This is a genomic window from Streptomyces sp. WZ-12 (assembly GCF_028898845.1).
In the GTDB taxonomy this organism is placed as follows: Bacteria; Actinomycetota; Actinomycetes; order Streptomycetales; family Streptomycetaceae; genus Streptomyces.
Window position 1 is genome coordinate 6,082,091 of record NZ_CP118574.1, and the last position, 14,666, is coordinate 6,096,756.

Annotated in this window: 9 protein-coding genes and 1 pseudogene; 6 read left to right on the top strand and 4 right to left on the bottom strand. The window is 73.6% G+C overall.

What is annotated here, in order from left to right:
* Positions 1–527: 527 nt before the first annotated feature.
* The 5 genes and pseudogenes from PV796_RS26280 (at position 528) to rbsK (ending at position 7,223) form a co-directional block, all read left to right on the top strand.
* Positions 528–956 carry an organic hydroperoxide resistance protein gene (locus tag PV796_RS26280; RefSeq protein WP_274915855.1) on the top strand — a complete coding sequence of 143 codons (429 nt, stop codon included), beginning with the start codon at positions 528–530 and terminating at the stop codon, positions 954–956.
* A gap of 289 nt (positions 957–1,245) precedes the next feature.
* On the top strand, positions 1,246–2,247 hold the full coding sequence (locus PV796_RS26285; protein WP_274915856.1) for a LacI family DNA-binding transcriptional regulator: 1,002 nt from the start codon (positions 1,246–1,248) through the stop codon (positions 2,245–2,247).
* Positions 2,248–2,457: 210 nt separating this feature from the next.
* The gene (locus PV796_RS26290) at positions 2,458–4,140 is read left to right on the top strand and encodes a sugar ABC transporter ATP-binding protein (RefSeq protein WP_274915857.1); all 1,683 of its coding nucleotides are present in this window, start codon (positions 2,458–2,460) and stop codon (positions 4,138–4,140) included.
* Positions 4,130–6,051 (top strand): annotated as a pseudogene (locus tag PV796_RS26295) (ABC transporter permease/substrate-binding protein). Before PV796_RS26290 ends, PV796_RS26295 begins: the two are co-directional and overlap by 11 nt.
* Positions 6,052–6,284: 233 nt before the next feature.
* Positions 6,285–7,223 carry a ribokinase gene (gene rbsK, locus PV796_RS26300; protein ID WP_274915858.1) on the top strand — a complete coding sequence of 313 codons (939 nt, stop codon included), beginning with the start codon at positions 6,285–6,287 and terminating at the stop codon, positions 7,221–7,223.
* Positions 7,224–7,438: 215 nt separating this feature from the next.
* Here the strand turns inward: rbsK and PV796_RS26305 are convergent, their stop codons facing one another.
* Complete coding sequence (locus PV796_RS26305) at positions 7,439–8,965, bottom strand: nitrilase-related carbon-nitrogen hydrolase (RefSeq protein ID WP_274915859.1); 1,527 nt, start codon at positions 8,963–8,965, stop codon at positions 7,439–7,441.
* A gap of 458 nt (positions 8,966–9,423) precedes the next feature.
* Entirely contained in the window at positions 9,424–10,062 is a 639-nt protein-coding gene (locus PV796_RS26310) for a TetR/AcrR family transcriptional regulator (protein WP_274915860.1), read from the bottom strand.
* Between the two features lie 184 nt (positions 10,063–10,246).
* On the opposite strand from PV796_RS26310, the gene PV796_RS26315 reads away from it, so the two are divergent.
* On the top strand, positions 10,247–12,802 hold the full coding sequence (locus tag PV796_RS26315; RefSeq protein WP_274915861.1) for a beta-glucosidase family protein: 2,556 nt from the start codon (positions 10,247–10,249) through the stop codon (positions 12,800–12,802).
* On the opposite strand, the gene PV796_RS26320 is transcribed toward PV796_RS26315, so the two are convergent.
* Entirely contained in the window at positions 12,789–13,490 is a 702-nt protein-coding gene (locus tag PV796_RS26320; RefSeq protein WP_274915862.1) for a DUF4097 family beta strand repeat-containing protein, read from the bottom strand. The two genes, PV796_RS26315 and PV796_RS26320, sit on opposite strands and share 14 nt — an antisense overlap.
* A 196-nt stretch (positions 13,491–13,686) precedes the next feature.
* The gene (locus PV796_RS26325) at positions 13,687–14,625 is read right to left on the bottom strand and encodes an SGNH/GDSL hydrolase family protein (RefSeq protein WP_274915863.1); all 939 of its coding nucleotides are present in this window, start codon (positions 14,623–14,625) and stop codon (positions 13,687–13,689) included.
* Positions 14,626–14,666 lie beyond the last annotated feature (41 nt).

The window sequence follows — 14,666 nt, forward strand, 5'->3', positions numbered from 1 at the left end:
GGCTCCCGGCCCAACGGCCCCGCGGTCCAGCGTCTCCGTCATGAACTAACCGGAGGCGGAGGCGGGAGCCGAGACGAATACGGAGACGAAAACAGAAGCGGCCCGCCGAACGCCTTGTGGTGGCAGTGGTGTTGGAGGGGTGTCTGGCGACTGCGTTGCCGCGGGCTGGGGGAACCGACCCGGGGCCGCCGGGCGATCCCGGGGCGACCTCGGGCGACCCTGGGTGCCCTGAGCGGTGGCCTGCCAACGGCGTTGCCGCGGGCCCGGGAGCGCCCGGGCGGACCCGGGCAAGGCCCACGTCAACGGCGCCGCGCCGCTCCACGGCGCCGCGAGGGACCAAGGCTCCGCGAGGAACCACGGCACCGGCCGCCCGCGGCACCTCCGGTCGCCCGCCGCTCGACCGGGCGCCGGCGGCCCTCCGCACTGTGAGACTCACCTCCCGCCGTGGTGCCTCCGCCGGTTAGGCTCGGCGGCAAGCCGTCGCGATGAGTGGGCGCGAGTCGCGGCGAACCACAGGAGGATTCGGTATGTCCATCCAGACCGTCGACGTCGTCTACACCGCCGTCGCCACCGCCGAGAACGGCCGCGACGGCCGCGTCGCCAGCGATGACGGCAAGCTGGACGTCGTCGTCAACCCGCCCAAGGAGCAGGGCGGTAGCGGCGCCGGCACCAACCCGGAGCAGCTCTTCGCGGCCGGTTACAGCGCCTGCTTCCAGGGCGCGCTCAGCGTCGTCGCCCGCCGGGAGAACGCCGATGTCTCCGGCTCCCGGGTGACCGCCAAGGTCGGCATCGGTAAGACCCCGGAGGGCGCCTTCGGCCTCGCGGTCGAGATCGTCGCCTCGATTCCCAACGTCGACGCGGCCACCGCCAAGGATCTCGTGGAGAAGGCGCACCAGGTGTGCCCGTACTCCAACGCCACCCGCGGCAACATCGAGGTCACGCTGACCGTCGGCTGAGGCCGCTCAGGCGCCTGAGCGGCCAGGCCGGCCGGGGCAGTTGAGCCGGCCGGGCAGTCAACCAGGCCGGCCGCACCGGCCCCGGCAAGGGCCGGCATCGGCACCGCCACCGCGAGGGCCGCACCCCCAGGGTGCGGCCCTCAGTCGTCCCCACATCCGCCCCACTCCTCCCGCCCCTGTGACGCAGGCAACGTTCACGGACTCTTGACGCCCCGGCCATGTAATCGATTTCGTATCCCCCACACAGCACACGTAATCGATTACACGACGACGGAACGGCAACGGTGCCATGGCGAACATCAAGGAGGTGGCGGAGCGGGCGGGGGTCTCCGTCGCCACCGTCTCCCGGGTCCTCAACGGCAACAGTCGCGTTGCCGAGACCCGCGAGCGGGTGCTCGCCGCCGTGCGGGAACTGGGCTACCGCCCCAACAACGTCGCCCGCGCCCTGCGCACCGCCCGCACCGGCACGCTCGGCCTGGTGATCAGTGACCTCACCAACCCGTTCTTCACCGAGCTGGCAGACGCCGTCGAGGACGCCGCCCGCGGCCTCGGCTACAGCCTCGTTATCGGCAACGCCGGCGAGCGCCCCGCCCAACAGGACGACTACATCCGCACGTTGCTCGACCGCCGGATCGACGGCCTGCTGGTCAGCTCCGCCGGCACCGGCTCGGCGATGCTCCGCGAGGTCGTCGCCTCCGGCACCCCCCTCGTCCTGCTGGACCGCGCGGTCCCCGGCATCGACGCCCCCTGCGTCCGCGCCGACGGCCGGGCCGCGCTCACCGACCTCGCCGCCCACCTCGCCGCGCTCGGCCGCCGCCGCCCCGCGATCATCGTTGCCCCGGCCGGCACCCCCACCGGCGACGAGCGGCTGGAACTCTTCCGCGCGGCCCTGGCCGAGCACGGCATCGCCCTGCCCGACGAGCGGGTCGGCGCCACGCCCGACCTCCAACCCACCGGCGGCCGCCGGGTGATGAGCGGCTTCCTCGACCTCCCCGAACCCCCGGACGCGGTGCTGGCCACCGACAACCTCATGGCGCTCGGCGCGATGGACGAGCTCCGCGCCCGCGGGCTGCGCGTCCCCGACGACATGGCGCTGGTGGTCTACGACGACGTGCCGTGGTTCGCGCACACCGCCCCGCCGCTGACCGCCATCGCCCAGCCCACCCGCGAACTCGGCCGGGCCGCCGTCCGCACCCTGTTGGAGCGCATCGAGGGGCGCCCCACCGGATCGGTGCTGCTGCCCGCCCGTCTTGTGCCGCGCCACTCCTGCGGCGAACCCACCGCCCACTGACCACACCCGCCCACCGACACACCCGCCCGCGGAAACCGCAACCGCAACCGCAACCGGGTCCGGCTCCGCAACCGGCCCGACCGCATCGCACGGACCGTACGGACCGCGCGACCCGCATCACCGGGTCCGCCGCACGACGACCGGCCGGGCACCCCACCCGGCGAGAACCAGCCAGCCGAGGTAACCGACCCAGGAAGAGAGGGGCAGCGCATGACCGGCGTCAACGACGACGTACCGGACGGCCGCGAACTGCTGCGCGTTGAGGGGGTGACCAAGGCGTTCCCCGGCGTCCGCGCGCTGGACGGCGTCGACCTGAGCCTGCGCGCCGGCGAGGTGCACGTGCTGCTCGGCGAGAACGGCGCGGGCAAGAGCACCCTGATCAAGATGCTCTCCGGCGCCCACCGCCCGGACGGCGGCCGCATCCTCGTACGCGACGACGAGGGGTTCGGCAACCGTCGGGAGCACCCCCGCCCGGCACCGGCCGGCGGCGGCGCGTCCGACGGGCTCCGCGAGGTGCAGATCCGCTCCGCGCAGGACGCCGAACGGCTCGGCATCGCCACCATCTACCAGGAGTTCAACCTCGTCCCCGGGTTGACCGTGGCCGAAAACATCTTCCTCGGCCGTCAGCCGCGCACCGCGCTCGGCCTGGTCGACAAGAAGGCCATGCGCGCCCGCGCAGCCGAGCTGCTGCGCCGGGTGCGCCTGGACGTCTCCCCGAACACCCCGGTCGCCGAACTCGGCATCGCCCGGCTCCAGATGGTGGAGATCGCCAAGGCGCTCAGCCTGGACGCCCGCGTCCTGATCATGGACGAGCCGACCGCGGTGCTCACTGCCGAGGAGGTGGAGACGCTCTTCGGCATCGTCCGCGAACTGCGCGACGCCGGCGTCGGCATCATCTTCATCACCCACCACCTCGACGAGATCGGCGCCCTCGGTGACCGGGTCACCGTGCTGCGCGACGGCCGCTCCGTCGACGAGGTGCCCGCCGCCACCGACGAGGACGAGCTGATCCGGCTGATGGTCGGCCGGGACATCGCCGAGCAGTACCCCCGGCGCCGCCCCGACGAGCCGGGCGCGCCCCTGCTGCGCGTCCGCGGCCTGACCCGGAACGGCGCCAGGGGCACCGGCGGCGGCCCGACCCGACCGGTCTTCGACGGCGTCGACTTCGAGGTCCGGGCCGGCGAGGTGGTCGGGCTGGCCGGACTGGTCGGCGCCGGCCGCACCGAGGTCGCCCGCGCCGTCTTCGGCGTGGACCGCTACGACGCCGGCACCGTCGAGGTCTCCGGCGAGCCGCTGGCCGGCGGGGACGTCCGGGCCGCGATGCGGGCCGGGTTGGGCCTGGTGCCCGAGGACCGCAAGGGCCAGGGCCTGGTCCTGGACGCCTCGCTCCAGGACAACCTGACGCTGGCCCGGCTCGACCGGGACACCCGCGGCGGACTGGTCGACCGGCGCGGCCAGCGGCGCGAAGCGGCCGCCGTCGCCGAGCAGTTGAAGGTCCGGATGAGCGGCCTGGGGCAGTCCGCCCGCACCCTCTCCGGCGGCAACCAGCAGAAGATCGTCATCGGCAAGTGGCTGCTGGCCAAGACCCGGCTGCTGATCCTGGACGAGCCGACGCGCGGCATCGATGTCGGCGCCAAGGTCGAGATCTACCAGCTCATCAACGAGCTGACCGCGGCCGGCTGTGGGGTGCTGATGATCTCCAGCGATCTGCCCGAGGTGCTCGGCATGAGCGACCGGGTGCTGGTGATGGCCCAGGGCCGACTGACCGGTGAACTGCCCGCCGGCGAGGCCACCCAGGACGCCGTGATGGAGCTGGCGCTGCAGTCCCCGCACGGCGCCACCGGCGAGATGCACACGAACGAGAGCGCAATGGAGGGCTCCGATGTCCGCTGAGGTGAAGACCGCAACCGCCCCAGGAGCGGCGGACGGGGGCCCGGCCCCGGACGGCTTCGGGCCGTGGTTCTCCCGGGCCGTTCTGCGCAACGGCCCGCTCGGCGGGCTGATCGCCCTGGTCGTGGTGATGGCGGTGCTGTCCCGGGACTTCCTCAACGGGCAGAACCTCCTCAACGTCGGCGTGCAGGCGTCGGTCACCGCGGTGTTGGCCTTCGGCGTCACCTTCGTGATCGTCTCGGCCGGCATCGACCTGTCGGTCGGTTCGGTCGCCGCGCTGTCCGCCACGGTCGTCGCCTGGGCCGCCACCCACGAAGGGTTGCCGGTCTGGCTCGCGGTGCTGCTCGGCCTCGCGGTCGGCGCGGCCTCCGGCCTCCTCTCCGGTGCCCTGGTCGCGTACGGCCGACTGCCCGCCTTCATCGCCACGTTGGCGATGCTGTCGGTCGGCCGCGGCCTGGCCCTGGTCATCTCCGGCGGCTCGCCGATCCCCTTCCCCGGCGCGGTCAACGCGCTCGGTGACACCCTGGGCGGCTGGCTGCCGGTCCCCGTCCTCGTGATGATCGCCATGGGGCTGATCGCCGCGCTGGTCCTGGCGCGCACGTACACCGGCCGCGCGATGTTCGCCATCGGCGGCAACGAGGAGGCGGCCCGCCTCTCCGGCATCGACGTCAAGCGCCGCAAGCTGGTGATCTACGCGCTGTCCGGGCTGTTCGCCGCCGTCGCCGGCATCGTGCTGGCGGCCCGGTTGACCTCCGCCCAGCCGCAGGCCGCGAGCGGCTACGAACTCGACGCGATCGCCGCCGTCGTCATCGGCGGGGCCAGCCTCTCCGGCGGCTCCGGAAAGGTGTCGGGCACCCTGATCGGCGCGCTGATCCTCGCGGTGCTGCGCAACGGCCTGAACCTGCTGAGCGTTTCGGCCTTCTGGCAGCAGGTCGCCACCGGTCTGGTGATCGCGCTCGCGGTCCTCCTGGACACCCTGCGGCGCCGGAGCGCGCGATGAGGCGGCGCACGGCACTGTTCGGCGCGGCCCTCGCGGTCGGCGCCCTCGCCCTGACCGGCTGCGACCGCGGCGGCAACACCGACCTCGGACTCGCCTTGTCGACCATGAACAACCCGTTCTTCGTCGGTATCAAGGAGGGCGCGCAGGCCGAGGCGGACGCCCGCGGACTGCACATCAACATCACCGACGCGCAGAACGACCCGATGCAGCAGATCAACCAGATGGAGACCTTCACCAGCCAGCAGGTGAAGGCGGCCATCATCAACCCGGTGGACTCCGACGCCGCCGTCCCGGCCGTCGGCGTCGCCAACCGGGCCAAGGTGCCGGTGATCTCCATCGACCGCGGTGTCAACGGCGGACAGGTCGGCTCGACCATCGCCTCCGACAACGTCGCCGGCGGCCGGCTCGCCGCGAAGACCCTGGCCGAGGCGCTCGGCGGCAAGGGCAAGGTGGCCTTCCTCGAAGGCCAGCCCGGCACCTCCGCCGCCCGGGAACGCGGCCAGGGCTTCGAGGAGGGCATCAAGCGGTACCCCGGCATCCAGGTCGTCGCCCGACAGCCCGCGGACTTCGACCGGACCAAGGGCATGGACGTGATGTCCAATATGCTCCAGGCGCACCACGACATCGGTGGGGTGTTCGCCGCCAACGACGAGATGGCGCTCGGCGCGTCCAAGGCGCTGGGGGCCCGCTCCGGCAAGGACGTGAAGGTGGTGGCGTTCGACGGCACCCCGGACGGGGTCCGGGCCGTCCGCGCCGGCACCCTGACCGCCACCGTCGCCCAGCAGCCCAAGCTGCTCGGCAAACAGGCCGTGGACTGGGCGCTGAAGGCGGCCCGCGGTGAGACGCTGCCGCGGACGGTCAAGGTGCCGGTGGTGCTGGTGACGGCGGCCAACGCCGCCGCCTTCGGCGACTGACGGCCCCGTCGGGCACCGGGTCGGACGGCCCGCCGCCGCTGCCCACCGGCCGCCGCCGGGCAGGACGGCGGAACGACGGGCGGCGTGTGGACGCAACGGAACGACGCCCGGGCGGGCCGGCGGGACCGAACCGGCCGGACGGATCGGGCAGCCTGGACAAGCCGGGCGGAGAACGGGACAGGTCGGCCGGAGAAAGACCGGACCGGCCGGACAGAGAAGAAGAGGAACGGCGCATGTACGACGTCCTGGTGGTCGGCTCGGCCAACGCGGACCTGACCGTGCGGGTGACCCGACGGCCCGGCGCGGGGGAGACCGTGCTCGGCACGGACCTGGTGGAATCGGCCGGCGGAAAGGGCGCCAACCAGGCGGCCGCGGCGGCCCGGATCGGCGGCCGCACCGCCCTGCTGGCCCGGGTCGGCGGGGACGCTTACGGCGAACTGCTGCTGGCCGCTCAGCGCGCGGCGGGCACCGACGTCGCTCCCGTCATCGTGGACGAGGAGGCCCGCACCGGCACCGCAATGATCATCGTCGGCCCGGACGGCGACAACAGCATCGTCGTCTCGCCCGGCGCCAACGCCGCCCTCACCCCGGACGACGTGGCCGCCGCCAAGGACGTCATCGCGGCCTCCTCGGTGGTCTCCCTGCAACTGGAGATCCCGCTGGAGACCGTCCGGGCGGCCGCCACGGCCGCCGAGGAGGCCGGCACCCGCGTCGTCCTCAACCCCTCCCCGGCACCGGAGGGCCTCGCCCCCGAACTCCTGGCCGTCGCCGACCCGTTGGTGGTCAACGAGCACGAGGCCCGACAGCTTTCCGGCCGCACCGACGGCAGCCCCGCCCAGTGGGCGGCCGCACTGCGCGAACGGGGCGCCCGCTCCGTCGTGGTCACCCTCGGCGGCGACGGCGCGCTGGTGCTGGACGCCTCGGGGACGACCACCGTCCCGGGCATCCGGGTCGAGGCCGTGGACACCACGGGCGCCGGCGACGCCTTCACCGGCGCCCTGGCCACCCGACTCGCCGCGGGCGCCACCCTCACCGAGGCGGCCCGCTTCGCGGTACGCGTCGGCGCCGCCGCCGTCACCAAGCCCGGCGCCCAACCGTCGTACCCCACGACCGAGGAACTGTCCCAATTCCCGGAACCGTCCGAGCAGTCGGCCCCGACGCAGCGGCGGTAGCGCCGAGCCGCGCAGCACGGGCGAGCCGACCGGGGCGGGGGAGCCGGCCGGGCCGAGTGGGGCGGGGGAGTTGGTCGAGTCGGCTGGGCCGGGCGAGCCCCGTCCCGTCACTGCGGACGCTCCGATGGGCTGCGGGCGGGCGGGGCCAACGAGGCGGTGCGGTGCGGCGGTTGAACGCCGCGCCGCCTCGAATCGCCGGCCTCGCCCCCCGTGCCTCACCGCTCGACTCCCACGTGGAACGCGGCGCTCATGCCATCCCCGCCGGCGCCGCCCCTGCCACCGCCGCCGGTACCGACTTCCCCACGGTGCGTGCCGCCCTTGGCGTACACGCCCCCGGACCCGGGCTCCGCCCCGAGCTCCCGCGGCCCGTACAGCGCATGCTCCGCATCCGTCGCCCACGCCCAGTAGCGGTCGCCGTAGGACCAGTGCCACCACTCGGTCGGGTAGTTGACCAGGCCCGCCCCGCGCAGTGCGGCGGCCAGCGTCCGGCGGTTGGCGCGGACCGCGGGCGTCAGGCCCGGCGCGGAGGTGTAGCACGCGCCACCGCTCTCCTCCGGGGACGCATCGAGCGGTGTCCCCATATCGACCTCGGTGCCGTCCGCCGTGACCAGGGTGAGATCCACCGCACCGCCCGCGCTGTGCGGAGCGACCTCCGGCGGGGACACGAAGCGGCTGGCCGCTCGGTGGACCCGCGCGTCGTCCCAGTCGGGATGGGCGGCGCGGAGCTCGTCCCCGTACCGCGTGAAGTAGTGGCGCTGGAGCGCCGGCGGGCGGTAGCCCTCCGCGAACCGCAACCGCAGCCCGTCCGGCAACGTCTCCTGCGCCGCCAACAGCCGCCGCAACACCCCTTCCCGCAGATACCTGAACGCACCACCCCCGTCCGCACCCGCCTCCACGGCGGTGACATCGTCCGCCAGCAGCCGGGGCGCCGCGGTGCGCACGTCCACCAGCGGTTCACCGCACTCCCGGACCGGCACCGCGGCCACCACCGGGTCGGCCATCAACGTGATCGCGTCCCGGACATCGCTCAGCACCAACTCCGCACCGTCGCCGGCCGGTCCCGCCGCGGCAGTCCCCGTCCGCTCGCCGGACGGCAGCCAGCAGCCGCTGAGCCCGATGGCCGGCCCGGGGCTGCCGACCCCGATGCCGTTCGCCAACAGGACGTGCATCCCGTACCGATGCGCCAACTCGCCGTACCGCGTCACCCGTTCCACCTCGCTGTGGAAGGCGCTGGCCAGGTACACCCGGCAGCCGTCCGCCGCGGCCCGCTCCGGCATCTCGGCGAACGAACTGTCGAAGCAGGTGGCGAGCGCGAACCGGATCCCGCCGAGCGTGAACCGGCCGTGCTCGCTGCCCGATGCGAACGTCGCGCTCTCCGTTTCGTGCACATGCCGCTTGTCGTAGCGGGTGAGCAGGGTGCCGTCCGGCCCGTAGACGAAGCTGGCGATGGTGGGCTTCGCGCCGCCCTCGGCGCTGCTCCCGGGGCAGTTGACCACTGCCGCGACGCCGGTCGCCCGGCATGCGTCGCGTATCGGCGCCAGCCGGGGGTCGTCCGGCAGCACCGTCAGCCCCGCCGGGTCGGCGACCAACAGCCGGAGGTCGTAGTGGGTCAACGCCAGCTCGGCGAAGACCACCAGCCCGGCGCCGCGCTCGGCGGCCTCCGCGATGAGCCCGGCCATCCGCCTGGCGTTGGTGGCGATATCTCCTGCTACGGAGGGGAGTTGTGCGGCTGCGATGATCATTCCCCCATGATGCCCGCCCCACCCTCCGCTCGCGGCGCCCTGTGGATAACTCCGCCGGGCCCCACAAAACCGACGCCCCGCCCGCCCGGCTGCCCGGTCGAGCGATCGACCGGCCAACCGAGGTGCACCCCGAAAGCGCCCCCACCCGGCCATCCCCCCAAGCCGGCCGCCCGCCCCTCCTCCCGACCCAACCCCCTTCCAGCGTCAGGGTGTTATCGATAAGTCGATCCAACGGAGCAAGCCATGCCGGACCGGAACGGGCCGGCACGTGTGGCTTACTCAGCCAGCCCCAGCCCCAGCCCCAGCCCCAGCCCCAGCCCCAGCCCCAGCCCCAGCCCCAGCCCCAGTCCCAGCCCCAGCCCCGCCCAATCCCCCACACCCGCACGGCACTTCCACCGCGACCCGCCCGCCCGCACCCACCCACTCACCCACCCACTGACCCGGTTACGGATACGGCCCTACTCCGCGCCCGTCCCCCGTGCCCGCTCTCCACTCCCCAACAGCGTCAGGAAGTCCCGGAACGACGCCGGCATGTCGATCCGCTCCGGGTCCAGTAGCCACTGCAGTTGGAGTCCGTCCAGTATGGCGACCAGTAGTGGCGCCGCCCGATCCGGGGTGAGCCCGCCGGGGAGGGTGTCGCCGAACTCGGCCCGCAGCGCCGCCGTCAGGGACTCGCGCACCGCACGGAAGCGGGCCTCGAAGAAGTCGCGTGCCGGGTGGTCCTCGGTGACGCTGTCAGCGGAGAGCACGGTGTACGCCTGGACGATGCCGGGGCGGGTGGCGTTGTAGTCGACGAGTTGGGCGAGGGTGTCGGTGCGCCAACTGCCGGAAGCGGCCGCGGTGGTGTCCCAGCGGTCGCGCGCCTCCAGGACCCCTACCAGGAGCAGTTCCTTGGTCGGGAAGTGGTGCAGCAGGCCCTGCTGCGTGAGCCCGGCCCGTTCGGCGACGGCGGCGAGCGAGGTCCGGCGGTAGCCGCGCTCGGCGATCAGCGCCATGGCGGCCTCCAGGATCGCCGCCCGTCGCTCCGCGCGCTGAGCCTCCCGCCCGCCTCCGGCACGGCGGAAACCACCGGCCGCGTCCTGCTCCCGTGCACTCACCGGCCGAGCGTAACTCCGCTGCCCCGCCCTCCCGTTGCCCTCGACTCTCGAATAACGGAGGAGTAACGATGCCTACCTCCCGTCCGGTATGGCGGCCAGAATTCGGCCGGGGGCCGCACTCCGGTGCACGACGCACGACGGACGACGCACAACGGACGACGGACGACGCAAGGGAGCGCCGCGCATGACCGATCAGCCGCCCACCCGCCCCACCACCGCCAGCGCTCCCCACTACGCCCCCGCCCCCGACTCTGCCCCCTGCTCCCGCGACTACTCCGCCGTGGTGGAACGGGCGCTCGGGGCGCTCGACTTGGACGCCAAGGTCCGGCTGCTCTCCGGACAGGACATGTGGAGCCTGCCGGCGGTGCCGGCGATCGGGTTGCGGTCGCTGGTGATGTCGGACGGGCCGATCGGGGTCCGGGGCCGATATTGGAGCGCGGAGGACCCGTCGGTGGCGCTGCCCAGCCCCACCGCTCTGGCCGCCACCTGGGATCCCGAACTGGCCCGCCGGGCCGGCCAGCTGCTCGCCCAGGAGGCCCGTCGCAAGGGCGTGCACGTCCTGCTCGCGCCCACGGTCAACCTGCACCGCTCGCCGCTGGGCGGCCGGCACTTCGAGTGCTATTCGGAGGATCCGCTGCTGACCGGCGTGATCGGCGCGGGCTATGTGCGGGGTGTGCAGGAGGGTGGCGTCGGCACCACGGTCAAGCACTTCGTCGGCAACGACGCCGAGACCGACCGCTTCACGGTCGACAACCGCATCGCCCCGCGCCCGCTGCGCGAGCTCTATCTCGCCCCCTTCGAGCACATCGTCGGCCACGCCCGCCCCTGGGGCGTCATGACCGCCTACAACAAGGTCAACGGCACGACGATGACCGAGCACCACCGCCTCGTCACCGAAGTCCTGCGCGGGGAATGGGGCTTCGACGGCGTCAACGTCTCCGACTGGACGGCGGCCCGGCACACCGTCCGGGCCCTGCGCGGCGGCCTGGATGTGGCGATGCCGGGGCCCCGCACGGTCTTCGGCGCCCCGCTCGCGGCGGCCGTCCGCGCGGGCGAGGTCGCCGAGTCGGAGGTGGACGCCGCGGTGCGCCGGGTACTGCTGCTCGCCGCCCGGGCCGGTGCGCTGGACGGGGCGCCGCCCGCGGTGGACCCGGCCGAGGCGCCCCGGGGCATCGACGGGCGGGCCGTCGCCCGCGAAGTGGCCCGCCGCGCCGTCGTCCTGCTGCGCAACGAGCCGGCGGAGCGGGCTCCGGAGGGCGGCTCCCGGCCGGTGCTGCCGCTCGATGCCGCCGCGCTCCGCCGGGTCGCCGTCATCGGTGCCGCGGCCCGCGACGCCCGGGTGCTCGGCGGCGGCTCCGCCACCGTCTTCCCCGCGCGGATCGTCTCCCCGCTCGCGGGCCTGCGCGCCGCGCTCCCCGACGACGTCGAGGTGGTCTTCGCGACCGGCGCCGACCCGCGCACCCGGGTCCCGCACGCCCGGGACGGCTTCACCCTGACCGCCCGCTACCTCGCCGCCGACGGCCGACTGCTCGCCCAGACGCCGCAGTTCGACGGTCATGTCCAGGCGCTGGGCAGCTTCCCCGATGGCGTCACCCGGCGCGACCTGCACGCCGTCGAACTCACCGGCAGCTTCACCCCGCGGACCAGCGGCACCCACACCCTGACGGTGGCCGGCACCGGTCGGCTCCGGCTGACCGTGGGCGACGCGGTCCTCTTCGACGGCGAGGGTGCCAAGCTGGCGGGCGCCGACCCCTTCGAGGCGTTCATGCAGCCCGGCGAACACCGGATCAGCGCCGACCTGGCGGCCGGCCAGGAACTGCCGCTCACCCTGCGGTTCGTTCCGCACAGCCTCGGCCTGGGGGAGGGGATGGACGCCCTCAACTTCGCCCTCGGCCACGGCGAACCGCAGCTCGACGACGACGCCGAGATCGCGGAGGCGGTCCGTGCCGCGGCCGGCGCGGATGCCGCGGTCGTCGTCGTGGCGACCACCGAGGAGGTCGAGTCGGAGGGCTTCGACCGCACCGACCTCCGACTGCCGGGCCGGCAGGACGAGTTGGTCGCCCGGGTCGCCGCCGCCAACCCGCGCACCATCGTGGTGGTCAACTCCGGCTCTCCGGTGGAGATGCCCTGGCGCGACGAGGTGCCCGCCGTGCTGCTGAGCTGGTTTCCCGGACAGGAGGCCGGGGCCGCGCTGGCCGACGTCCTGCTCGGCGCTCACGAACCGGGCGGTCGCCTCCCCACCACCTGGCCGGCTCGCCTGGCCGACGCCCCGGTCACCACCGTCACCCCCACCGACGGCACGCTCGACTACGCGGAGGGGCTCTTCATCGGCTACCGCGCCTGGCAACGCACCACGATCGCGCCCGCCTACCCCTTCGGCCACGGCCTCGGCTACACCGACTGGGAGTACGAGTGCGCGGACACCACCCCCGACTCCGTCCGCGTCCGTGTGCGCAACACCGGTGACCGTCCCGGCCGCGAGGTCGTCCAGATCTACCTCGCGCCGACCGGCGACACCTCCGAGGCGCCGGAGCGACCGGTGCGCTGGCTGGCCGGCTTCGCCACCGTCGAGGCAGGTCCCGGCGAGAGCGCGGAGGCCGAAATCCCGCTGCCGGGCCGCGCCTTCGAGATCTGGTCGGAACCGGACGACGGCTGGCGCCGGATCCCGGGCACCTACGCCGTCGAGGTCGGTCGCAGCAGCAGTGACCTCCGGCTGACCGCGCGGGTCACTGCTGAGTGAGCACCGAGACGTCGCCGCCGCTGGAGCGCGCGGATATTTTGTGCGCCGAGCCCTCGTCCGTGGCGACGGTCACCTTCCGGCTCCCGCCGCTGGTGCCCGCATCGACGGCGTAACTGCCCTTCGGCACACGGACGGTGACGTCACCCCCGCTGGTGTGGGCCGACACCTCGTCGGGCACCGCGCCGAGCGTGGCCTCGACGTTCCCACCGCTGGTCTTCAGCTTCGCCGTGCGGGCCGTGGTGTCCTCGACGGTGACGTCGCCGCCGCTGGTGACCGCGGTGATCCCGCCGCCGGCGCCGCGGACGGTGACGTTCCCGCCGCTGGTGTGCAGATCGACCGAGGCGTCGCGCGGCAGCAGCACGCGGTAGCCCACCTCGCAGCGGTGCCCGTACGAGCAGTCCTCCGAAGTCAGCGTCAGTCGGCCGTCCTTGAGGGTGTGGCTGGTCTCCGGCTTGGCGTCGTCGTACTTGAGCTTCTCGGTCACCTTGACCGTCCCTCCGGCGTCCACCGGCACGATTTCGATGTCCCCGCCGTGCGTCGTCGCCGAGAGCGATCTGACCGTGCCGTCGACGCCGTACGTCCGCTGGTCGGATTTCTGCGGGCCGCCCACCACCAGGGAGCAGCCGGTCGTCAGCAGGGTCAACGCCGCGCAGGGCAGGATGAGATGGGCGGCACGGAGACGGGCCATGGTGATTCCCCCGGAGGCAGTGGCGACGGTCGGTACAAAAGCGAGCGGACCGGGTCGGACCCGCTCGACCTTCATCCTCCCCCCTCCGCACCCCGCGCACGTCGCCGCACGGTATGACCTTCCGTGTCCCCGCACGGTATGAGCCGCACCGCCGCGCCCTTAAGGGTTTCCCTGAGGCGGTGTGAGGGTGGGCGCCTCACCCGCCGGAAGCGGCCTCACTCTTCAGGGGGTTTTCCTTGCGGGTGACCGTCCGGAACGCCAGCTCCGCCAGCTCCTGCTGGCCGCGCAGCCCCGGGTGGAACCAGTCCCAGGTGCTCAACTGCCCTCCCGTGAAGCGGTAGTCGAAGACCGACCGGTCGAAGCGGCACAGCGCGTCCTCGGCGCAGACCTCCGCCAGCGCCGTGTTGTACGCCCGCACCCGCTCCTGGACCGACGCCCGCCGGTCCTGCGCCGGCTTCGTCAGATCGTCCGGGTCCCGCAGCATCGACCCGCACAGGCCCAGCTTCCACACCTGCTTGCCGAGCGGGTTCTTGCGTCCCTCGGACCACAGGCGCAACAGGTCCGGCACCGCCGCGACATACACCTGGGTGTGCGGCAGGGACTTGCGCAACGTCTTCATGGACCGCTCGAAGCCGGTGCGGAAGGCGGCCGGTGAGGTCATGGCGCGGACGTCGCTGCGGCAGGCGTCGTTGGCGCCGATCAGGACCGTGACCAACTCCGGCCTGCGGGCGGCGGCCTCGGTGACCTGCTGCGGCAGATCGCTCATCAGGGCGCCGGTCTTGGCGTAGTTCCAACTGCGGGCGGCCGGGTTCTCCTTCAACAGCCGTCGGGCCAGGCTGTTGACCTTGGGGCTGGTGCCGGTGGACCAGGAGACCTCAGGGCAGTCGGAGAGCACCGTACAGGCGTCGAAGCCGGCGGTGATGGAGTCGCCCAGCGCCGCGATCGAGCGGGGGTCGGTCCGCCAGGCCGGCGTCGGCTTCGCGGTGGGCTTCGCCGAGGCGCCGCCGTGCGGTGCGGTGTCGCCGCCGCAGGCGGTGAGGGCGCCCAGCAGCGCGCAGGTCGTCGCCGAGGCGAGGGCGGCGCGGGCGACGAGACGGTGACGCCGAGGGCGAACGGGTCGATCGATCGTCGTCATCCCCTGTCCCCCTCCGGCGTGCGAGTGATATCTCTTCGGGT

What these genes read in the sequence shown, in the direction of transcription:
- PV796_RS26280 (WP_274915855.1), top strand. Translation starts at nt 528, where the DNA reads ATGTCCATCCAGACCGTCGACGTCGTCTACACCGCCGTCGCCACCGCC.
- PV796_RS26285 (WP_274915856.1), top strand. Translation starts at nt 1,246, where the DNA reads ATGGCGAACATCAAGGAGGTGGCGGAGCGGGCGGGGGTCTCCGTCGCC.
- PV796_RS26290 (WP_274915857.1), top strand. Translation starts at nt 2,458, where the DNA reads ATGACCGGCGTCAACGACGACGTACCGGACGGCCGCGAACTGCTGCGC.
- rbsK (WP_274915858.1), top strand. Translation starts at nt 6,285, where the DNA reads ATGTACGACGTCCTGGTGGTCGGCTCGGCCAACGCGGACCTGACCGTG.
- PV796_RS26305 (WP_274915859.1), bottom strand. Translation starts at nt 8,965, where the DNA reads ATGATCATCGCAGCCGCACAACTCCCCTCCGTAGCAGGAGATATCGCC.
- PV796_RS26315 (WP_274915861.1), top strand. Translation starts at nt 10,247, where the DNA reads ATGACCGATCAGCCGCCCACCCGCCCCACCACCGCCAGCGCTCCCCAC.
- PV796_RS26320 (WP_274915862.1), bottom strand. Translation starts at nt 13,490, where the DNA reads ATGGCCCGTCTCCGTGCCGCCCATCTCATCCTGCCCTGCGCGGCGTTG.
- PV796_RS26325 (WP_274915863.1), bottom strand. Translation starts at nt 14,625, where the DNA reads ATGACGACGATCGATCGACCCGTTCGCCCTCGGCGTCACCGTCTCGTC.